This is a genomic window from Streptomyces sp. NPDC107581 (assembly GCF_055657175.1).
The window spans coordinates 1-21,148 of record NZ_JBVKBH010000036.1 but is presented as its reverse complement, the minus strand read 5'-3'; the positions used below and the strand labels follow the sequence as shown (position 1 = coordinate 21,148).

General features: G+C 70.2%; 21 protein-coding genes. 4 read left to right on the top strand and 17 right to left on the bottom strand.

The window, feature by feature from the left end:
• Positions 1-141: 141 nt before the first annotated feature.
• From ACZ7P3_RS41670 to ACZ7P3_RS41615, 12 genes are all read right to left on the bottom strand, one after another.
• A complete protein-coding gene (locus ACZ7P3_RS41670; protein ID WP_472089901.1) occupies positions 142-2,187 on the bottom strand; it encodes a DUF3560 domain-containing protein in 2,046 nt (681 codons plus the stop codon).
• An 841-nt stretch (positions 2,188-3,028) separates the two neighbouring features.
• The gene (locus ACZ7P3_RS41665) at positions 3,029-3,748 is read right to left on the bottom strand and encodes a hypothetical protein (RefSeq protein WP_472089900.1); all 720 of its coding nucleotides are present in this window, start codon (positions 3,746-3,748) and stop codon (positions 3,029-3,031) included.
• A 75-nt stretch (positions 3,749-3,823) separates the two neighbouring features.
• Positions 3,824-4,246, bottom strand: coding sequence for a hypothetical protein (locus ACZ7P3_RS41660; protein ID WP_472089899.1), 423 nt, complete (start codon positions 4,244-4,246; stop codon positions 3,824-3,826).
• 1,010 nt (positions 4,247-5,256) lie between these two features.
• Complete coding sequence (locus tag ACZ7P3_RS41655) at positions 5,257-5,466, bottom strand: hypothetical protein (RefSeq protein WP_266665108.1); 210 nt, start codon at positions 5,464-5,466, stop codon at positions 5,257-5,259.
• Between the two features lie 67 nt (positions 5,467-5,533).
• Positions 5,534-5,767: a hypothetical protein gene (locus tag ACZ7P3_RS41650; RefSeq protein ID WP_030795585.1), complete on the bottom strand. Its 234-nt coding sequence runs from the start codon at positions 5,765-5,767 to the stop codon at positions 5,534-5,536.
• 129 nt (positions 5,768-5,896) lie between these two features.
• On the bottom strand, positions 5,897-6,271 hold the full coding sequence (locus ACZ7P3_RS41645; protein WP_376539193.1) for a hypothetical protein: 375 nt from the start codon (positions 6,269-6,271) through the stop codon (positions 5,897-5,899).
• Positions 6,272-6,358: 87 nt separating this feature from the next.
• Positions 6,359-6,739: a hypothetical protein gene (locus tag ACZ7P3_RS41640; protein WP_472089898.1), complete on the bottom strand. Its 381-nt coding sequence runs from the start codon at positions 6,737-6,739 to the stop codon at positions 6,359-6,361.
• A 485-nt stretch (positions 6,740-7,224) separates the two neighbouring features.
• The gene (locus ACZ7P3_RS41635; protein WP_472089897.1) at positions 7,225-9,444 is read right to left on the bottom strand and encodes an ATP-binding protein; all 2,220 of its coding nucleotides are present in this window, start codon (positions 9,442-9,444) and stop codon (positions 7,225-7,227) included.
• Positions 9,441-10,199: a hypothetical protein gene (locus tag ACZ7P3_RS41630; protein ID WP_472089896.1), complete on the bottom strand. Its 759-nt coding sequence runs from the start codon at positions 10,197-10,199 to the stop codon at positions 9,441-9,443. The genes ACZ7P3_RS41635 and ACZ7P3_RS41630 overlap by 4 nt, the downstream gene beginning before the upstream one ends.
• Positions 10,200-11,216: 1,017 nt before the next feature.
• A complete protein-coding gene (locus ACZ7P3_RS41625) occupies positions 11,217-13,082 on the bottom strand; it encodes an OmpH/Skp family outer membrane protein (protein ID WP_472089895.1) in 1,866 nt (621 codons plus the stop codon).
• Between the two features lie 277 nt (positions 13,083-13,359).
• The gene (locus tag ACZ7P3_RS41620; protein WP_472089894.1) at positions 13,360-13,701 is read right to left on the bottom strand and encodes a hypothetical protein; all 342 of its coding nucleotides are present in this window, start codon (positions 13,699-13,701) and stop codon (positions 13,360-13,362) included.
• 494 nt (positions 13,702-14,195) lie between these two features.
• Complete coding sequence (locus ACZ7P3_RS41615; RefSeq protein ID WP_472089893.1) at positions 14,196-14,558, bottom strand: hypothetical protein; 363 nt, start codon at positions 14,556-14,558, stop codon at positions 14,196-14,198.
• A 178-nt stretch (positions 14,559-14,736) separates the two neighbouring features.
• Here ACZ7P3_RS41615 and ACZ7P3_RS41610 point away from each other — a divergent pair, with 178 nt between their 5' ends.
• From ACZ7P3_RS41610 to ACZ7P3_RS41595, 4 genes are all read left to right on the top strand, one after another.
• Positions 14,737-15,117: a hypothetical protein gene (locus ACZ7P3_RS41610; protein ID WP_472089892.1), complete on the top strand. Its 381-nt coding sequence runs from the start codon at positions 14,737-14,739 to the stop codon at positions 15,115-15,117.
• A gap of 15 nt (positions 15,118-15,132) precedes the next feature.
• On the top strand, positions 15,133-15,699 hold the full coding sequence (locus ACZ7P3_RS41605; protein WP_376535731.1) for a hypothetical protein: 567 nt from the start codon (positions 15,133-15,135) through the stop codon (positions 15,697-15,699).
• Entirely contained in the window at positions 15,696-16,187 is a 492-nt protein-coding gene (locus tag ACZ7P3_RS41600) for a hypothetical protein (protein WP_472089891.1), read from the top strand. Before ACZ7P3_RS41605 ends, ACZ7P3_RS41600 begins: the two co-directional genes overlap by 4 nt.
• A gap of 637 nt (positions 16,188-16,824) precedes the next feature.
• The gene (locus ACZ7P3_RS41595; RefSeq protein WP_472089890.1) at positions 16,825-17,520 is read left to right on the top strand and encodes a hypothetical protein; all 696 of its coding nucleotides are present in this window, start codon (positions 16,825-16,827) and stop codon (positions 17,518-17,520) included.
• Here ACZ7P3_RS41595 and ACZ7P3_RS41590 read toward each other — a convergent pair.
• The 5 genes from ACZ7P3_RS41590 to ACZ7P3_RS41570 are packed head-to-tail and all read right to left on the bottom strand — an operon-like array spanning position 17,517 to position 20,477.
• Positions 17,517-18,785, bottom strand: coding sequence for a site-specific integrase (locus ACZ7P3_RS41590; RefSeq protein ID WP_472089889.1), 1,269 nt, complete (start codon positions 18,783-18,785; stop codon positions 17,517-17,519). The genes ACZ7P3_RS41595 and ACZ7P3_RS41590 overlap by 4 nt on opposite strands.
• A gap of 18 nt (positions 18,786-18,803) precedes the next feature.
• A complete protein-coding gene (locus ACZ7P3_RS41585) occupies positions 18,804-19,250 on the bottom strand; it encodes a hypothetical protein (protein ID WP_472089888.1) in 447 nt (148 codons plus the stop codon).
• Positions 19,247-19,663 (bottom strand): hypothetical protein, encoded by a 417-nt coding sequence (locus tag ACZ7P3_RS41580; RefSeq protein ID WP_472089887.1) that lies wholly within the window; start codon positions 19,661-19,663, stop codon positions 19,247-19,249. Before ACZ7P3_RS41580 ends, ACZ7P3_RS41585 begins: the two co-directional genes overlap by 4 nt.
• A complete protein-coding gene (locus ACZ7P3_RS41575; protein ID WP_472089886.1) occupies positions 19,660-19,992 on the bottom strand; it encodes a hypothetical protein in 333 nt (110 codons plus the stop codon). The genes ACZ7P3_RS41580 and ACZ7P3_RS41575 overlap by 4 nt, the downstream gene beginning before the upstream one ends.
• Positions 19,993-20,003: 11 nt before the next feature.
• Positions 20,004-20,477 (bottom strand): hypothetical protein, encoded by a 474-nt coding sequence (locus ACZ7P3_RS41570; RefSeq protein ID WP_472089885.1) that lies wholly within the window; start codon positions 20,475-20,477, stop codon positions 20,004-20,006.
• Positions 20,478-21,148: the final 671 nt, after the last annotated feature.

Below are 21,148 nucleotides of genomic sequence, written 5' to 3'. Positions count from 1 at the left end.
GAAGGAGGCCGGGGCCGGCGAGCACGCACCGGGCCACCAACACCGCCACGCCGCCAGGCGTGTCCGCTACCGCGCCGCGCACGGCGGCGCCGCCCCGCCTCGCGTGACCGAGGGGGGCGGCGCCGGGCTTCGACGGGATGTTCAGCTCGCCGGGCTCTGCGGCGCCGCCGCGACCGGCTCCGTGTCCTCCCGTTCGGTGATCTTGGCGCGGACTTCCCCGAAGCGGGTTCCGGTCCGGCCGCCGAGTCGCACGAACCCCGCCTTCTTCAGGACCTCGTCCACCCCCTGCCAGATGGCGGCGGAGGCGGGGCCCTCGTTGAACTTCACGCCCTCGGGCGCGTCGATGAAGACGGCCGGGATGTCCTCGCGCACGGTGCCTCGGCCGTTCGCGTAGACCATGCGGGCCTGCCTCGACCCGTAGGCGGCGGTGACGATGACCATCTTCGGCCCGCTCGTGCGCTTCTTCGCCTTCGGCTTGGCCGGGGCGTCCTTGGGGGCGTCCTGCTCCACCGGTACGGCGGCGCGGTCGCAGTACGACCAGTGGCCCGGGGTGCAGGTGGCCGGGGCGTCCGGGCTCCCGAACCCCTTGCCCCACGTCCGGCCGCAGCGCGGGCACTGCTTGCCTTCGTGCTCACCGGCCGCTGCGGCGTGCTCCCGGATCACTTCCAGCGTGCCGGTCCAGTCCTTGCCCACACCGACAGCCGTACCGCTCGCGTTGACGGTGCGGACCTCAAAGCGTAGGTCCGTGGCCTCCCGCCCGGTGACCATCCGCACCCGGTACACCCGCCCGCACGTGCTGGTGAAACTCCACTCGCGTTCGGGCAGCTTCAGCATCTGCTCGCCCTCGGCCAGCAGGTCCCGCAGGCGCTCGGGGATGTCGGCGGACCCTTCTACCTCCGCCGGGGCCTGGTCCTGGTTCCCGGTGCTGGTGGCGGTCACGCCGTCCATGAGTGCCTTGGCGTCGGCGATGCTCGGCGTACGGTCACGCTCCAGGTAGCGCGCCATGTCCCCGGCGCTCATGCGCGTCTTGACGTCGGAGTAGTCCACCGGCTGCCTGCCGACGTGCCCGGCCTCGAACGTCGCGTCTGCGGCGGTCATGACCGCCTTCGGAGCAAGACGGAGGTTCCACGCGACCGTAAGCGTCTTCTTGTTGACCCGCAGCACCTCGTACCACGATCCGCGGGACCGCACGAAGTCGCCCTTGGTGAAGTCGTCGGACGTCCACACCTTGAACCCATCGGCCTCCGCCTGGGCCACGATCGACCGCCAGTAACCGACTTCCTCGGTGAGCTCGTCGCGCCGCCGCGAGAGCTCGACCACGACGGCCGGCGAGAGCCGCACGGTGTGGCCGTTGTTGGACTCCCCGCGCTGCCAGCGGATGACCCCGCGCAAGTCCGCTTCCTTGGTGTCGATCCGGCGCAAGGTCCGGGCCGGGTTCGTGCGGTGCTCCGTGTACGCGCCGGACGCCTCCGCCCGCTGGGCCCAGTGCTTGGCACGCTCCCCCTCCTGGATGGACTTGCGCATAGCGTTGTCCATCCGGGCATGGTCCCGCCGGGCTCGTCCCTCGCTGTGGTGCCCGACCAAGATCGGCTGCCCCATGTAGAAGCGCTCTCCGATCTGCCTCGACCGCTGGTAAGACGCATCGGACGAAGCGGTTGCACGGCTGGCCCGGTCCTCGAACCGCTCGGCCCGGCTCTCGGCCCGCTCCTCGCGGTCGGCCTCGGCGTCCGCGAACGCGCGGCGCTCGTCCTCGTTGACCACGACACACACGGTGAAGCCCAGTTCGCGAATCGCCTTCGCCGCCGGGTCGATCTTGTACCGGTCCGCCGACCTGTCCCGGGAGTGGTAGAGACCCAGGCATCCGAGCGAAGGGAAGAACCGCCACCCGTGCGGGCGGATCGCCTCAAAGATCCCGTCTCCCTTGCGCGAGCCCTCCAGAAGGGTGCCGTCGGCGCGGGTGTGAGTGATCACGACATCCGCCTTCTCGGGCGGGCAGTCACCCTCCCACGGCGGCGGCGGGAAGGTCGCGGCCACGCACACGGGGCACACGCGGGCGACTTCGTCCCCGGAGTACAGCGGGGTTTCCTCGTGCCCGCACGCGGAGCACTCGCCGTCTCCGGCGAAGGTGAGCGTTACGGACCGGTACCGGTTGTCCACCGGCGTGTTCTCGACCTGATCGGTTGTCACGGTCGCTCCCTGGTGTTGAAGGTTCGGGGTTCGTCGTCCGGGGCTGCCATCCCCTTCCGACATCACTAATTCTGCCTTATTCATGGGTCCGGGTCCACCTGAAACAGGGGTCTCGGGGGGTGATCTGGATCACATGTTTCCGCAGGTCAGCGGCGGTTTCCGCCCCCTCCGCGCGGGCCTTGCCCGGCGGCCTCCGCCACAACTCCGCCCGGCGGGCGGGGGCTCCCCTCGGTCGGTCGGGCAGGCTCGCCCGTACCCGGGTTCCGGCGGGGCCGCCAGGCTCGCGGAGCGACCGCGAAGCGGCCCGGCCTGGCGGCCCCGCCGGGTTCCGGGTAGCCCTCCGGGTGCCCGACCGGCCGAGGGGAGACCCCGGCCGCCCCCACACCCCAGCCACCCACCGGGGGCCCAACTCGCCCCGCGCCCCCGCCCCTTGGGAGTAAGGGCCCCCGCCGGAGGCGGTCCCTCTCCACCACGACCAGGTGCAGCCCGGACTCCTGCCCGTCGACAGACGGCCGGTCCGGCGGTCCGCGCCAGCGGACCCGAACGGGCGGCCCGCCGCCAGGCGGTCCGTTCGGCCCGACGAAGGAGGGCCTGGTCCGCCCCGCGGACCCCGGCCGCCGCGCGGCCGCCGGCCCCGAAGGGGCCCAACAAGTCGTCGCGCCGCCAGGCGCGTCCACGGCCCGGTGCCGACGGCACCGGCCGACGAAGGAGGCCGGGGCCGGCGAGCACGCACCGGGCCACCAACACCGCCGCCCCGCCAGGGGCGTCCGCTACCGCCGCCGTACAGCACGACGCGGCCCGCCCCGGCCGGCTCGGCAGGGGCGGGCCGCGTCGCCTCCGGCTATCGGAGCTCGTTACGGCGGCACCAGCACCGGGAAACGGTGGACCGTGTGTTGTTGTACGGCCAGAACTCCCGGATGTCCGCCTGGGCGGCGGCGTCGGTCCGGTAGCACCGTGAGTAGACCTGGCTCCGCCTGCTGATCGCGTTGCTGTAGTAGACGTTCACATGTGCGGCCGGGGGCTCGGAGGTGGCCGCCTCGACCAACAGGACCGGCGTGCCCGGCGCGGCCCACATTCCCCATACGCCTCCACCGTGGTGGGGGTTGTCGCTCAGCCACCGGACGAAGATGCGCGGGTGTCCCGGCGACGCTTCGCCCTCCTCGATGTCCACCACCATCGCGGGGTCGTCCCACTTCCCCCAGTTGTCCCGCTGGGTGATGACGTCGCCGAGACGGACGTGCGCGAGCGGCATCCATCCGGGCTCGGTCGACCGCTCGGCGGTCGCGCGGCCGTGTGCCAGGTACTCGCCGGAGCACGCGGAGCGCCAGTTCTCGGGCCGCGAGTGGTGTCCGGCGTACCCGGCGAATCGGGGGTCGGCGGGGGTTCGGACGTCGACGGCGCCGCAGGTGCCGCAGGTGACGGGCTTCTCGCCGTCGATCCAGTACGGGCCGTACTCCCGGGTCCTGTCGCAACGGCGGCAGTCGAGCCGCGTCTTGCTGCGCGGGTCGACGGGCGGGCACTGGGCGGAGTGTTCGATGGTGTACGGGGACGCGATGACCACTGGGGGAGTCCTTCTGTTCGTTGAAGCGTTCGGGGAGTGGGCGGGGGCCTCGCCCCCGCCCGATCGGTCACGGCGTCAGATCACGCCGATGGCCAGCAGCCACGACGGCGACCCGTGTCCACAGGTGCCGTCCGGCTCGACCCAGCACCCGTCTTGGGCTTCGGCTCCGCCTTCGGACATCCAGCTCTGCATCTGCTCGATGGACGGCCTCCCGGTGCCGTCCCCGCGCTCCGGCTCCTGGTCCTCCTTCGCGTCGCGGGAGACGATCAGCGCCTGTCCCGACAGGTCGAAGGTGGTCATGTCCTCCGCCCACCACGGGGCGCCGCTGACCTGGAACGTCCGGTGCGTGACGTCCTTCAGGCCCTGCTTGCTCAGCTCCAGCACACGGTCCGTCCAGCCGGTGACGGTCGGGTAGGCGCTGGCGTCGCTGAGCAGACAGGCGATCTTGTCGCCCACCTGCACGTCCTTCGTGTCGATCCATTCGGTCTTGACGGTCACGGTCGCTCCCTGGTGTTGAAGGTTCGGGGTTCGCCGTCCGGGGCTGCCATCCCCTTCCGACATCACTAATTCTGCCTTATTCATGGGTCGGGGTCCACCTGAAACAGGGGTCTCGGGGGGTGATCTGGATCACACATTTCCGCAGGTCAGGGGCGGTTTCCGCCCCACCGGCGGCGGCCTCGCCGGGCGCGTCCGCCACGGCTCCGCCCGGTGGGCGGGGGCTCCCCTCGGTCGGTCGGGCAGGCTCGCCCGTACCCGGGTTCCGGCGGGGCCGCCAGGCTCGCGGAGCGACCGCGAAGCGGCCCGGCCTGGCGGCCCCGCCGGGTTCCGGGTAGCCCTCCGGGTGCCCGACCGGCCGAGGGGAGACCCCGGCCGCCCCCACACCCCAGCCACCCACCGGGGGCCCAACTCGCCCCGCGCCCCCGCCCCTTGGGAGTAAGGGCCCCCGCCGGAGGCGCATCCGACTCGCCCCGATCCATTTCATTTCACTGCAACGTAATGCAATGCAATTGAACTCCTCACCGACGTACGCGCTCGATGTCCGCGCCGATCTGCACCCCGGACTCCGCGTCGGCCGGCGCGGACGGTCCCGGCGGTCCGCGCCAGCGGACCCGAACGGGAACAGCCGCCCCGCCAGGGGCGCCCGTTCGGCCCGACGAAGGAGGGCCTGGTCCGCGCCAGCGGACCCCGGCCGCCGCGCGGCCGCCGGCCCCGAAGGGGACGAAGAAGAAGGTGCCGCGCCGCCAGGCGCGTCCACGGCCCGGTGCCGACGGCACCGGCCGACGAAGGAGGCCGGGGCCGGCGAGCACGCACCGGGCCACCAACACCGCCACGCCGCCAGGCGTGTCCGTTCGGCCCGACGAAGGAGGGCCTGGTCCGCGCCAGCGGACCCCGGCCGCCGCGCGGCCGCCGGCCCCGAAGGGGACGAACAAGAGGTGCCGCGCCGCCAGGCGCGTCCGCTACCGCCGCCGTGCGGTCCCCGGCTCGGACCGGGGACCGTACGGAGCGGTTCAGCTCCGGCGGCGGCGGTCCAGCATCTTCAGGACCACGCCCAGCGTGCCGACCACGACGAGTGCGGGGATGAGGTGCTGAATCAGCCACCACACGCCGTCAAGGCCGATCGCGCCCCCCACGAACAGGGCACCGATGCCGACGACGATGGCCAGTCCGTACCGGCTTCCGTCGTTCTGGCGGGCGTTGTGGTTGTTGTTCCGGGGCATTGCGTGGCTCCTCGTTGAAGGTTCGGGGGCCGGGAGGGGACTGCCACCCCTCCCGGCGGGGGCTCGGCTAGCGGCGGACGGGTTCCAGGTTCTGGGGCATCCCGTGGTTGGCCACGAACTGCATGACGCCTTTGGGGGAGTGCATGACGACCGGGGGCTCACCCCGCTTGATCACGGCGATCCAGCCGAAGGAACGGCGCTCGGCGGCGTGCAGGTATCCGCGCTGCTGGAGTCCGAGCAGTGCCTTAGTGGCCTGCAAGTTCTCCTGCGCCTGCTCGGCGGTGGTGGGGGTGTTCCGCATCGCGTCTCCCGGTGTTGAAGGTTCGGGCCGATGCCGGGAGGGGCTGCCATCCCCTCCCGACATCACTAATTCTGCCTTATTTTGGGGTGCGGGTCCAGCCTTTCGCATCCCTCGTTCGAGTGACGTGGGTCACACGAGGTTGCGGGCCTGGAGCACTCCGACGAACTGGCGGGCGACGGTGGCGACCTGGGCGCGCGGGCGGCGGACGGCCTGGAGCCCCAACAGGCGCTGTCCGCCGCGCTGGATGACGTACGGCTCGCCAACCGCCGGGATCGCAAGGGCAATGAGCCCTTCCGCCGTGTCGACGCGCACAACGGGCCCGTTGGTGACCGGGTCGATGCCGTGCCCGACGATGACGGCCGGAACGCCGTGCTCCTTGGTCAGCTCCTCGCTGATCGCGCGGGCCTCGATGATGGCGGACGCCGTGGCGGCGTCGATGTCGGCGGGCTTCGCGGCGGGCCACTCGGGGGCGACGGTCTCGGGCTTGACGGGCTGAGTGCTCATGCTGTGCGTCCTTGCGGTGTTGAAGGTTCGGGGCTCGTCCGGGGCGGGCTGCCATCCCGCCCCGGACGGTGGGGCTCGTGCGGTTGCTTACTCGGTGTCGAGCGCCCGGCGGTGCAGCTCGGCGTACGCGAGCGACTGACGCGCCCGGCTGAGGCGCTTCCGCCGGTCGTCCGGGGCGTACGCGTCCAGCTCGCCCCGCGCGATGGCGTCGACCATCCACAGCGGGAGGGTGCCGAACGCGATACGCGCGGCCTCGTGCAGCTCGGCGAGCGTCGCGACCTGGGTGATCTCCTCCGGGGTCGGAAGGGGGTTCGCCCGCAGGCACGGGCCGGTAAGACCGGTCTCCATGTGGCACGTCATGCAGACGCGGGCGACGTTGAACAGGTCGTGAACGATCACGCCGTCCACCAGAACGGCGTCGTAGGCGTCCACGATCCAGTGCTTCGCGGTGCCGGTCTCGGTGTTCACGTGGTCTCCCTGGTGTTGAAGGTTCGGGCCTGTCGTCCGGGGCTGCCATCCCCTTCCGACATCACTAATTCTGCCTTATTTGAGTGCCTGAGTCCACCTGGAACAGTCCTCCGAACGGGTGACCTGCATCACATCTTTCCGCAGGTCAGCGGCGGTTTCCGCCCCCTCCGCGCGGGCCTTGCCCGGCGGCCTCCGCCACAACTCCGCCCGGTGGGCGGGGGCTCCCCTCGGTCGGTCGGGCAGCTCCGCCGTACCGCCGGTTCTGCGGGGGGTGCCAGGCTCGCGCTTGCGCGACCGCGAAGCGGCTCGGCCTGGCACCCCCCGCAGGTTCGGTGGTAGCCCGAAGGGTGCCCGTCCGGCCGAGGGGAGCCCCCGGCCACCCCCCAACCCCAGCCACTCCCCGGCCCGCACACACGCGACGAGCCCCCACCCCCTTGGGAGTAAGGGCCCGCCGGAGGCAGAAAATCGTGAACCTCAGCCCCTCGTCAGAACGGGTCGCTGGCTGGCTTCGGCGTTGCTGGGGACGGGCTCGGCGTGGGCCTGGGCACGATGACCGGAGTTTCCTCCGCGGGCGCCTCTGCCGCGTCATCGCCGGTTTCCACGGTCTCCTTCTCGTCCGCCTCGTCCGGTTCCTCCTCGACCTCCGGAGGCTCCTCCTCCCAGCCCTCGAATTCGGCGCCATCCTCCGGCGCGCTCTCCGGGATTACCTCAACGGCCTCGACGTCCTTGCGGGCCGGCGACGACGCAGGGGGAAGTTCCTTCGTGAGGTCGACCGGCGGTTGCTGCTCCAGCACCTCGTCCGGCTCGGCCTCCGGCACCGGATACCGCGGGGCAAGGGCCATCTGCACCGTCTGGGAAGAGTCCTCCGGGTGACCGATGGCGACGATGGCCTCGCCGACGCCCAGTTCCCGAAGCTGGTTCGGGTGGACCTTAAAGCGGTCGACCTGGCGCAGGGAGCCGACTCCGGACCCGGCCGTGGTCGAGCCGAGAACTCCGATGTCCTCCTGGACCTGAAGCGTCTCCTCCCACCCCTCGTACGTTCCCAGCAGTTCGGAGACCTGTTCCGCGGACGCTTTGGTGCGGTGGAGGATCAGCACGTCCGCGTTGGTGAGCACGGCTGCCAGGAAGGCGTCGGACACGTCGGCCAGGTCCGCCAGGTCCTGGGTGCACACGAACAGACCGCCGCCGGCGGCGCGCAACCGCTGGAACAGGCCCGTCATCGTCGATCCGCCGAGTCCGCTGAACTCATCGACGCCCGCGATGAACAGTCCGCCGTTCTCTCCGAAGTTCTCCGCCAGCAGCCGGTCTCCGACCGATCCGAGGTCGGTGAGGAACAGGTTGCCGATCTGCCGCGCCGCCTTCGCGTCGGTGTTCGCCGCGAGAGAGAACAGCACGATGTCGCCGCGCTTGACCGACTCGTAGAGGTCGACACCGTCCTGGGTCTCGATCAGGACGCGGCCGGCGTCGCCCGACACCAGGTTCCGGATGCGGGTGGCCAGGCCCGGGATCGAGCGCTTCAGATCCTTCGCCTCGCTGTTGAGGTAGTTCAGGTAGTCGCCCAGTTCCTTCTGCAGCCGCGGCGAGAAGTGGTTCGTCCGGGAGCCGAGAGACTTCAGGGTCAGCAGACGGGCCAGGTCGGGGAGGTCGCGGCGCCAGGCCCTCGTCGTCCCGTCGGGGAACAACTCGGTGACGCTTCCGCGAACCAGGTCGTCCAGGGCCCGGACGGCGTACAGCAGGAACTCTTCAGCCGCCTCTCGGTGGTGCGGCTCGGAGAACCCGCCGCCGGCCACCTGGTCCAGGCACTCCACGATCCGGCTGCGGATCTGCTCGGCGGAACCGTGGCGGATGGGGTTGTACGTCGTGCCCGCTCCCGTGACCGTGACCAGTTTGAACCGGCGCCCCGCGTGATGCGCTCCTCCGGCCATCGCCTCGATCAGCATGGGGTCCGCCTTCATGTCGGCGAACAGAAATCCGATGCCCAGGGGCCGCGCGTGCGGACTGACGACCAGTTCGTACACCAGCTGCTCGATCGTGCGGGACTTTCCGTAGCCGGATGCTCCCGGGATGAATCCGTGGCGCCTCATCGCACGGCCGCTGATCTCGCACGCGTCGCCGGTCATCTTGTCGACGCCCAGCCGGATACGCAGGTCGTCCAAACTCTGCGCCGCGGGACGGTCATCGTTCTGCGCGAGCTCCCGCAGCTTCGCCTCGATCCGCTTCTGCGGCACCGGGTCCTTCACCGTCCGCCACTCAGCCGTGAACTTCGCTCGCCGGATGAGCCAGGCTCCACCGATCCCGGCCGCGACGGTCACGCTGAACGGAATCTGGTTGCCCACCCAGCTCGCCCAGTTCTCCTGGGCCAGTTCTGCCAGAGCGGCCCGGTTCGGGCTGTCCCAGATCGCCGTACCCAGTTCGCGGTACGGCACCAGGTACCACCGGAAGAATCCGATCAGCGCGCCGACGACTACGGCACCCCACCCGGCCCAGCACACCCAGTGCCGGGCCCGCGGCGGGAAACGGCGGCCGGCCGCGACCAGGACCAGCACGAGAATCGCCGCGACCGGGTTCAGGACGGCCAGGATCACCCCTGCCGCCCTCGCCACGGCCTCACCGGAGTTTGGGTTGATGGGCTGCGAACCCTGCCACTTCGTCGTAGGTCCGCCTGCGATGTTCCCTCGTGCTCGCTGGCTCCGTGGCGTACTCACTCTGCTCCCCGTTCTTCTACATCCCAGACGCGGACAAAGATCTTCTGTCCCCGCCCCAGCTCGACGGAGGAAGCGTTCGCTTCCTCCGCGGCCTGCTCCACGTTCTTCAGCAGTTTGGGAAAGGCCCAGTACATGGCGTAACTGATGTGATCGGCGTTGACGTACAGCAGCATGTTCCTCACGAGACGCGGACGCGCCTTCTGGGTTCGCTCCAGCTCGTGGGCCCACACGGTTCCGTCCGGACGTAGACCCACCAGGTCCGGGTAACGGCGGCCGTGCCCGTTCTCCCCGGTCGACACCGCGTAGGTGGGCTCCGTGCTCGCGTACTGGTTCGGGGTATCGCGAGCACGGATCTCCCGCTCGGTCACCAGCTCATCGTCCGGCCTGATGCTGCTGATGTACTGAGCCAGGTCGACCACGGCCAGGTCATGGTTGTACTCCTTGATATTCGGCGTCACTGCGTTCCCAGGAATGTTCAGCAGTTCCGTCGCAGACTTCGTCAGCCAGAACACCTGAGCGCGCCGTCCGGGGAGCTGGCCGGCTGACAGCAGACCCATCGACGTCAGCGCTCGGAGCCTCCGGTACACCACCTGACGAGACGGCAGAACTCCACCGTCTCCCGTGAACTGCCGCGTGACCTGCTCTGCCGTTACGCCGAACCACCGGCCGATCCACTCCAGAACCGGCACGTCCCGCTCGGTAAGCCGCCAGTTCTTACCCTTGGGCACCACCACTTCGCGGACTACAACCTCCACGACAACCAACTCCCACCGTGACTTACGAACGCGCGCCGTGCGGCACACGGCAAAACCCTGAAGTTCAAACCGGCCTCGCCCGCCCGCAGGGGCCGAGGAACGAGAGCCCCTGCCGTGGTGGCCGACGTAGGAGGCCACCACCAGATCAAAGCAGCCGACCCCGCCAGGGGTCGACCAAGGTCCGGCGCCCTGGTGGCAGACCAAAGGCCCCCCGGGGCCGACGTCTGCCACCAGGTGAACGCCGCCGGACCACCAAACGCCGCCCGAAGGGCGCCCACTTCAGTAACCTCGCCCCACTCCGACGGAAACTCTCCGACTCGCCCAGCCACCCACCACGGGGCGAACTCGACAGCTCGTCGCCGACGGAAGCAAGCGAACCAACACCCTCAAGACGCGGAACTCGCCACCGGTGGACAGGTTGCATCACGACGGCACAGATCAGAGCCGATCACCGTCCGCACACCGACCCACCTCCTGGCGGCACCCTCCCGGCGAACCCACCGCCCCCCGCCGGAGCAACTACCCCCCCCGGCTTCAAGTTTCGCTGCCCATCCCTGCCCAGTAACTCACCAGCGACAACTTGCAGATACCACTCCTCCGTACCACCCACCGGCCCACCCTAGTTCTTAAAATCTTCTCTCTCTTCTCTTGTCTTTCGTCTTTGTCTTTCTCTTTTGTCCTTGTCTTTGCCCTTCGTCTTTGTCTTTCACTCTCTCTCACTCACTCTCACTCTCCTCCTCTCAATTCCTCTCCTACCTCCACCACACTCAACCTGTGCTCCCCCCACCCCCTCTGATCTGAACCCACGTGCTGCATCCTGACCACCCACTTCCTGAGGGACGATGGGAGTGGGTGGTCAGGATGCAGCACGTGGAAAAGGGCAGGTCAGAGGGGGTGGGGGGAGCACCCTTTGTCACACCCTGTTTTACACATGGTTTTACACCCTGCGGCAAACTCTGAGTTTGCTGGCAGGGTTCGCGCTGCCGAACTGGCGGGCGGCTACCCGGCGATACTCACCTAGGCGGCCGCTCCCCACTTCGCCATGTACCGGCGCTCGCGCAACTCAGTGACCCTGGCCTTCTGCTGGGCCGGCGTCAGCTCACGGAAACGGGCCTTCCACTCGTCTCGACGGGTCTTCCTCTCCTCCGCGGGCAAACTCGCCCACCACTGCTCACGACGGCTCTGGTCGGCCGCTGCACGCCTCTGGAGGGCCTTCTCCTTCTGCTCCTCCCAACGGCGCTGCAGCTTCTCCCTGGTGGCCTCCCAGGCCCGCGCGAACGCACTTCGCTCGCGCTCGATCCGCGCTGCCGTTGCTGCCTTCCGCTGGGTCATGGACCGCAGTACCCGCACGGCCTGGCCCGTGAGCGCCCAGCCCTTCCGTCCGGCCTGGGCGACGCGGAGCTTCCTCAGCACCTGGAGGCCGGTCTCCACGTTCGTCAGCTGGGCCCGGGTCGGGGTGGGGGTGGGGGTGTAGCCGCTGAGGGTGTAGAGCTGCGTGACCGTGAGGGGGCCGGGGTGGAGGGCCAGGGTCGTAGCGAGGCTGAACCAGGAGCGGCTGCGGGGGGCGGGGGAGTGACTACAAGGTGGTTCAGAAGTTTCAGCACGGAAGTCCAGGGCGAGCAGGTTCAGGCTGAACTCGTGCGACGCCTTGGGGCCCATGCTCTGGTCGTACGTCCGGGTCCGGATGAGGACTCCGTCCTCCACGAACGCCTCCAGGGCGTCCCGGATCGTGTTCCGGGACTTCCCCGTGTCGTTCTCCAGATCCCGTTCCGGCAGCGGTCGGCAGGCCAGCCCCTGACGCGCCATGCGGTCCCCGATAGCCGCGAGGATGTGTTCCCTGCTGTGCCGCGTGGCGGTGGTCCAGTTCGGCCAGTGGAGTTTCCGTACGCCTGCCAGAAGCGGGCCTGTGACCTTCTTCCAGCGCTCGGACGCGGATTTCCCTGTGCGGCTGTTCCGGTGGTCGTCCACGTACTCGACGGCCGCGTTCCAGCAGTGCTTCACCCACCAGCGGTGGCCGCGCTTGCGGGCGCGGTGGAAACCGAGGTGCGCGGGGTCGCTGACTACCTGCCATGCGGCGTCGGCGTCGAACCCCGCAATGATGAGGCGGGCGGTAGAGAGCAGTTCGCTCAGGGACCGGTCCACCCAGTAATCGGGGCCGGGCTTACGAAGACGCTCCCAGAACTCCCCCTCCGGAATCGTGGAGATACGACGCTGCCAGGGAGTTGCCGGAACTTCCTTGCGCAGAGTTGTAACCGGCCGGGTGTACTGGGGCATGTTCATGGCCCACGACGGCAGCGTGTTGGCGGCCCCCTCCACGAACTCGGGGAGGTCGACGCGGCCGCTCTTGCGGTGCGGTGCGGAGAGCGGGCGGAGGGTACGGCGCCAGTCGATCTGGCGGGCCGTGGCTCCCCAGTGAGCGCGGACGGTCTCCACCGTGGTCTTGAACTCAGCGCGGGCGGCCTGGGTGCGGAAACACGCGATCAGGTGCCAGCGGCCGGCGCCGCCGCCGGAGCGTCGGGTAACGAACCAGCCGTCCAGTTCTCCGGCGCGGCTGGTGAGGTGTTCGAGCGCGCTGGTGCTCCAGTCGTCGTCGTCACCGTCGATGTCGACGGCGACCGCGCTTTCCCGGAGGGTGGCGACGTAGGAGGCTGCGCGGCCGGTACGGACGAACTCGGCGGCCTCGCTGAGGAACTTCAGGGGCCGGTCGGTTACCACCTTCGAGTTTCCGCTGTCGATGCAGAAAACGGGGGCGGCGAACAGGAGGTCGTCCAGCAGCAGGGCGGCCACGCGGGCTCGCTCGGCTGCGCTCTCGGTGTTGTCCTCCGTCTGCTGCCGGGGCAGCGTCGGAGTGCTGGGAAGGGAGAACAGCGGCTCGGTGGCCACCGTTTTGCGCGTACGGGGCTCGGCGGTGGGTACCCCAGCGAACGATGCGCGTGACACACCGTTTTGAGGCAAGGAGGTGCCGGCCCGGGGACCTGTGGCTATGATGGTCTCCAGAACTGAACGACATCAGGCAGCACAAAGCCCGCATCGGGCGGTGTCGCCGACGTCGATGGAAGAGGCGCTGGTCAGCTCCCTGGCGACCAACCTGATCGCTGACAGTGCCTTGGGATTCAGTTTTCGGAAGGCCCCGCGGGTGAGTCCCCGGGGCGTGTATCAGCTACGTCGATATGCCCCCATGGCGACTACCCCGAGGGAGGGGTGCGTCCTGAGCCGGGTTGGCCGGGCGCGATGCCCCCTCGATCCCCTGGATCTCCTTCTTCACCATCTCGGCTGTGCGCTTCCAGTCCAGCGGCTCGTCGCCGCGCAACACCAGGTGCTCCACGACGGCGCCGATGAGACCAGCTGCAGCCAGGCGGGGGTGAATCTCCCGCAGCTTCGGAATCAGGGCCTCTGCCACCACCGGCGGCAGGTTGACGGTGATCCGCCAGTTCTCGCCCGAGGCAGGGTCGTAGGCGCTCTCACGATTCGTGAGCATCCGCTTGTTCCCAGTCCCGGCCATGATCCGTATCTTGCCATCTCGGACCCCTTCCGTGCATCACGAATCACGCGTGTCGGAGCACTTTTTTCACGTCCACCCCGCCCCGCTCAACGCGGAATGTCCGGCCTTCGACCTGTTCATGTCGGCTTGGCACTGTGGTGCCGGCGCGTCAACGACGGCGTGGCTCGTGTCCTTCGCGAGGGTGACGACTCGTCACCCTCGCTCTCTGTGAGCGTTGGACTGGGTGTCGGCTCCCACGGCAGTGCTGCGGGCTGCCCTCGGCCTCGCGATGTGGCCGGACGTACGACGGTCCCCTCGGTGGAGAACCGAAGGGACCGGGATGCGGCGGCCAGGTCGGCACGACTGGAACGCGGCTGGGACATGCGGGGTTAAGCGATGGCGTCCCAGTCGCTGAACTCGTGGTGAGGCCGACCGGAGTTCGGGGATCTGTTGGAAGCGCTCGTTCAGGAACCCACAGCGCTGACGTGAGTTTCTGAGGATGAACGCTCAGCCGGTCAGTCGCTATCCCTCCGGGTGACGACCAACTGGTGACTGCCGGGCACGTCGGCACGGACGCGCGTGACGAAACCCCGTCGCCGCAGCACCCGGTCGATCGCGGCCGCCATCGCCGCTTCGGTTTCGTCCTGCAGCTGCACGTCGGGGTGCTCGTCCTCCTCACGGTCGATGGCGTCGGCGGCCTGCTTCAGCAACTCCGCGCTGCACGCCCACCCCACGATGACGGCCCCCAGTTCGCGGGACTCCACGACGTCCACGCCGCCGCCGGCGCTGACCGGAGTGGAAGGGAGATCACTCAGGGGAAGGCCCGCGAGCTGAAGCGTGCGGTACACCTCGATCCGCAGGCCCTCGACATCGTCCACCGTGTTCTCCGCTTCTTCCCGGCTCCCGTGTGCCGCTGCCGCGGCCCCCGGAGAAACGCTACTGGTCACACCGGTTTCTCAGCAGCAGCGCACTGGTGCACGACTGCGGGAACCAGCCAACCGTCCGGGAAACCCGTTCCCTGTTCGTCGTGGGCGTCCGCCCGGTACGGTCTGCCCTATGCAGGACAACGCCCTCGCGCTCTCCCCGCTCGCCGTCCCGGGCCTGCCCACACCGTGCTGCCTCGACGGCCGCGACCTCATGAAGACGTGGGTCACCGCCTATGGCGCCGCCGTGAACTCCGGGGAAGCGGCACGAGAGGTGTTCGATGCCGAGAACGCGTGGACCACGCACCAACTGGTTGTGCACCGGTTGAATCCGCCCCGGGTCGACGGCTGCCACAACTGCGTGGAGTGGGCGGCGAACCTGGGGCTGGGCCCGGACGACTCCCCGGACCTCGACCACCCCGTAGAGTACGAAGCAGCCGAGCACGCGGTCCGGCACCAGGTCTTCGACCCGCTGGTGCGGCACTTCAGCGGCGGCCGCCACTCTCCCGTCTGATCAGGACCTGCGGACATGCCCGACACCACCGCCGACGCTCGTGCACGGCAGGACCGTACGACGGCGGCCGGACTGACCGGCACCGCCGCGGTGTGCGTCGTCCTCGCGGCCGGCTCAGGGCACCGGTGGCCGGTACTCGTCGCGGCGGGTGCACTGTTCGGCGCCGTGATGGTGTACCGCCGGGTCATGCGCGGTGCTTACGCGTACTGGGTCGCCTGGGCGGTGTCTCCCGTCCTGAGCCTGCTACTGCTGTGGGCCCAGCCCTCCGACCTCCGCGATGCGGCAGCACTGCTCGCCCTGCCGTGGGCCGGGCTGAGTGCTGTGGTCGCGCTCGTGCTGTTCGTGCTGTGGCGTTCTCGCCGCGGCGGTCATCTGGACTGGGTGGTGTGGCACCCCGACCTCGGCCTCCTGCGGCGCGAGCAGACGAAGCGGGCGGCCCTCGACTGGGCCCGGTGGCACTACCGCGAGCCGAGCCTGATCGACCGCCTCGACCGGGCGCCGGAACTCGCGCGGCAACGTCCGCTCTACCCGTACGCTGACCGGCCGCTGAAACAAGCCGACCGGCCGCAGGAGTCGCTGTGACCCGGCCTCCAGAGAACGGGGCGAGGGACCGCGCCGAGGACGGGGTCGCCGCGTTGGGCGCCACCGCTCCCGACTGGGACGCCGTGGACGCTCTCCTCCAGCGCCGGGACCAGGACGCGGCCGTCGTGACCGTGGCCCTGGCGTACCTGACGGCCTGCGCCGAGTGGCGGACCGCAGAGCAGAGCGGCCGCATCGGTGTGCAGCTCGACCGGTACATGAGCCGGTGGGAGCGTACCGAGAAGCTGCTCATACACCGGCTGCGCCGCCGGGCCGTGCTCAAGGCCGCCCCGCTCGGTGTCCGGCGGGTGCGGTGGCGGCAGGCACAACGGATCGCGGCCGCGCTCGACGTCCGCGGGCTCGGCGTCTACACGATGGAGCGCGAGGAAGCGCTGCACACCTGCGGGCTCATCGCGCTCGGGGTCGTCCACCACCTAGTGGCGGGAGCGGCCCTACCTGCCATCTGCTCGACCAGCACCGAGTGGGCCTAACGGCCAGAACGGGGCCCCCTGTCAGCACCTGCCGGTGGGCTGGTACACGTACCGGTGATCCTTCCGCGTGTCGGGGTCGGGCTCCCTCCCGGCTCGGGCACGGTGGAGTGGTGCGCCGTCTCCTGTCCGCCCTCGTCCTGCTCGCTGCGGGGTGCACCGGGTGCGTCAGCGTCGCCGGGCCGGCTCCGCACCCAGACGGCACACGGCCCCCGGCGAACGCCCGGCCGATGATCTTCCCGGAGACGCCGCCCTCACCTCCACCAGCTCTCGAAGCGCTCGTGGACACTTCCGAGGGCTCGGCACATTCCGCGCCGTCGTCCCGGCCGGCGAAGGAGACACGGAAGGCGCCGCCACGGCACCCGGCCTCTCCAGCCCGCGCCGCACCGGCTCCCGTCGAACACGAACACCGCGCGGCCCCGCGCCCGCGCCCCCGGGTCGAGCATGCGGCCCCCCGGCCACGTACGGTGCCGAAGCGGCCTCCGGTCCGTCCCCGCCAAGCCCGTTCGTATGACATGGGCACGGTGTGCGCTATGTCGAAGGGGGCCGTCGACCCCTCCCTCTCTCGGCTGTGCGAGTCAACCTATGGCCGGTGAGATCGGCGCCTGGGTCCGATATTCTCGCGTCTTAAGACGCGAGAATGGGAGAAGCGATCATCACCACGTCAGCATCAGAGTCCGAGGGTCCTGCCCAGAACGCGACGCTCAGCAGCGTCGGAGCCGCCATCACCGGGGCCCTCGCCGTGGGTTGGGAGGCGATCCGCCGCCACCATCCCGAAGTGCCCGACGCCGTGGTGACGATGGGGACCCAGCACCGGAAGCCGCTCTGGGCACACTTCTGGGCCCAGCAGTGGAGTCTTACCGGCGGCGAGAAGGTCCCGGAGGTATGGATCGCCGCCGAGGGCCTGGCCCGCGGTGCCGCCGACGTGATGGGCAGCCTGCTGCACGAAGGAGCGCACGGGCGGTGCTCCACCCGTGGAGAGAAGGACTGCAACGCCGCGCAGTACCACAACAAGCACTTCCGGGACTCGGCTCAGGTGCTGGGGCTCGCCGTGGAGCGCTCGGAGCGCAAGGGCTACTCCGTCACCTCGATCACGGACATCGCACGGCAGCGCTACCGCGAGCAGATCGCCGCGCTGGAGGTGGCGATCCGGGCGGAGCGGACGATCCCGCCCTCGGGCGCCACTGCCACCGGCGGGGAACGCCGGAACACCAACTACCGGCCGGCGAGCTGCCAGTGCCGTCCCGTGCGCACGCTGCGGGCGGCGGCAGGCACCTGGGAGGGGCCGCCGGTCATCTGCGGCGGGTGCAACAAGCCGTTCGTGATGACGTCCTAAGCCGCGAGACGCAGGGACATGGTCGCGCTCTGCTCCCAGTCCGGGACGCTGTCGACGTACTCCCAGAAGGCCCGGCTCTTGGGTGCGTGACGGGAGTGAATGGCGACCTGGTGCGGTGGCTTCTTGCTGCGCAGGGCGGCCTGGATGAACCCGCGCCTCATGCTGTGCCCGGTGATGCGGCGGCCCTGCTGCAGAGCACGGCGGAGGCGGAGCCGCCAGCCGGAGAGGATGCTGCTGGCCTCGGCCTCGCTGCCGGTCGCCGCCGCGGCGGCGACCGCCTCCGCGCGGTCTTCCCAGACCTCGGCGACCGCCCGTTCGTCCTCGTCCTTGATGAGTCCCGCCGCGCGGGCGGCCGTCTTGATGATGGTCCGAACGGTCCGGGCCGTGATGCCGCCCTGGCGGTCGGCGTCGTCGTTGCGGCGGCCGGCGGCGTCCGCGCCGATCTTCCCGTGCCGGTCGATCCGGCGCAGGAGGGGACCGTCCGTGAGCTGCCCGGCGTCGGCGAGGACGTCGAACCATCGGCGCACGGCGGTGACCGGGCACAGCTCCGGTGCGTCCAGGGGCGCCAGGATGCGGACGGTCTCGCCCTTGGCGTCCTGGTCCGCCTTGGACTCCCTGACCTCGACCTCCAGCGCGGGAACCTCGTGGATCTCGCCGGTCTCCTCGTCCGTCAGCTCCACGGTGAGGATGCGGATGTCGTGGATGTTGAGGGCGGCGGGCTCGCTGCACCGCCCGGCCATCCACCAGTCGAGCACCAGCGTGACCGCGTCCCGCGCCCCGCGCGGGGTGCTCACGTTCAGGGTGGCGACCATGCGCCGCAGGTCTTCCGGGGTCACGCCGTCCGCCTTCAGCGGGCCGGGACGGACGCCCCCGATCCCCTTCGCCTCGTGCTTGGCGCGTCCCCGGATGACGCCCTCGATCGCCTTCAACTCCTCGGCGTCCAGCGGCGATCCGTCCAGCGCACGCATCCCGCGCAGGGTGCCCGACATCGCTTGCAGCGTCTTGACCGGGTGCCCCCGGTCGGCCAGGGCGGCGATGAACGACGCCACGGCGCCGCGTTCGGCGGTGTGCCAGTCGACGTCGCTGCACCACTGCGCGTACTCCTGCCAGCGCCAGGCCCGCGCGTCCCGGCTCGACCGCGGGACGCTCTCCTCGAACCACTTGGCAGCGGACGCCGACAGCCGCATTCCGGTCCTGGTGGTCACCGTCTCCATCTGCCGGGCGATGGGGCGAGACTGCGGGAGGGCGATGTCAGTGCTGGTCACGGCAGGGGCCTCCGGGTCTTACTTCCGCTTGGTGCGGGTCGGCGGGAGCATGGCGCGTACGGCGGCCGCCGCGTCCTGGGCGGTCTGATGGACGGCTTCGGCGCCCGTACCGGACGCCCGGGTCATCGCCTTCAGCGCGTCCAGCAGCGTGGCGACGGGGTCCGGGGAGCCGTCGAGCGGCTGGGCTCGGTAGACCAGCACGGCTTCACCCGGGTCGGACGGCAGCGTGGCGGGGAAGGTCTCGACCTCCATCCGGCCGGCGCGGTAGGCGAATCCGATCTCCAGCCGACGGCGTTCGTCCGGCAGGCCGGTCAGGTCGAACTCCTCGCCCTCCAGCAGCAGTTCCACCAGCGGGAAGACGGCGATGCCACGGCCGCGCCGCAGTGCGGCGCGGACCCGGGTCTTGATCGCTTCGGCCTCGGGCCCCCACTCCTGGGTGCGGGCCTGCTCAAAGGTCTGGCTCACCGGCCCGTGCCCCCCGTGCCTGGGGTGTCGTTGTTCAGGGTGCGCATCTTTTCCTGCACTTCCGCGGCAGTCAGCCGGATCAAGCGGTCTCCCCGGAAGGGCTCGTCCGGCGGCGCGGGAAGGGGGAGGACTGCGGTGGGAGCATCCGCTGGTACGGCCGGTCTGCCGTACACCATCCTCACCGCGTCGGTCAGGGCGTCATGCCGTGCGGCGCCCCGGGCGACGCCCTGGAGGCAGTCGGTCAGCTTCCGGGCCTGCGCGCTCAACGGCGCCCCGGCTGCGGCCAGTCGCCCCAGCTCGGCGGCCTCGGCCGCGATCTCCTCGGCGAGACGCTGCATGTTCCCGGCGGCCGTGGCGATCTGCTCGTCCAGCCGGTCTCGCCCGGCTTCTGCCCGGGTGTACGGGGCGGTCACCGCGCGTCCTGCCGTTCGCGGGCGGCCCGGATCGGAGCACACCGTCCGCAGGTCTTCACCGAGCACACCGGAGCATCCTCCGACCGCCACCGGTACTCGTGACAGTGCTGGTCACGGCCGGTCTGGGGCACCTGCTCCAGGGCCGTTCGGATCGCCTCGCGGGCCTCGTCCAGCGCGGCGGGCCGGCTGGGGGCCTCCTGCAGAAGCTCCAGCGCCCGGCTCAGGCTCGCCCGGCCGGACACAAGGCCGGGCAGCTCGGCGAGCGGGACCAGGTCCCCGCGCTGGGCGTCCGCCGCGTCGGCCTCCATGCACCACCGGCCGTAAGGCATCCGGTCGCCGGTCACTCGCCGCTCTCCGGCCGCTCGACGGTGAACTCGACGCGCTGGACGCCGAAGTCGTCTGTGACGGCCCGCTCCTCGTACGCGACGCCGGCGGCGTCCATTTGCGCCCGGGTCAGCTCGACGGCGCTGGTCTTCCCGCTGTTCAGCGGGCCCAGGATGGCGGCCCCCTCGGCGCCGTCCAGGATCGTCACCGGTCCGCCGCCGAACAGCTCGGGCGACACCAGGGGCTGGACGGACACCGTCTTCTCCCCGCCGCCGCGGGCGATGCCGCTGCGGTCGACCACCGTGGTGGTCCACCCGGTGAGGTCGCCCTGCGGGTCGGTGTCGACCAGGCCGGTGTACCGGCCCTCGCGGGCGAGCTGGTCGAGCAGTTCGGGGCCGCTGACGCCGCGGCGCTCGGCCTCGACCTCCAGCAGCCGCTGAACCTCCTCGAACGACCGGTCCGGCTCCTCGGACTCGCCTCGCTCCGGCATCGCCGCCCCCTCCGGTAGTTGTCAGCGCCTGTTGTAGGCGTCTGCAAGCGCGCTGTTTCTGATTTCCGCTAAGGAGACGGTATCGGAAATCAGGCCGCCGGCGGGGGCGGACGACGTCGCCCGGACGGGTACTTCGACTGCCTAACGGTTCTGTGAGAGCGATTCTCCGCTCCGGCGCCCGCGCGGCCGGTGGGCCGGTGCCGCTCTCGTCGGCGCGCGAGAGAAAAGGCAAGCGACGGCGACGGGCGGAGAGGCGAGCCGCTGTGTGCCGATCTGCGACACCCATTGCCCGGCCCGGTAGGGACCTGTATTGAAACGAATCCCCATCCTCAGATCGGCGTGTGTCGAATCGTGCCTGATCAAACCCCATGCCAATTCAATTTCATTGCGTTGCATTTCGTTACGTTTCATTTCATTGCATTGCGATCTTGAAACGGATTCGACTACACTGCGGAGTCAGGTCGGCACACCACCTTCGTTGAGAGCCGTCCTGTTGCACACGCAGGAAGTTCCGCACAGCTGCAAGGGGAGGACAACAAGGTGGGGAAGAAGTCTGTGAGGCGGGTCGCCACGGCGGCCGCCGCGGCGAGCGTCGCCGTACTCGTCGCCGGGTGCTCGTCAGGGACCGGGACGGAGAAGGGTGGGTCCGGCGACGGTGGCGCCTCCGACAC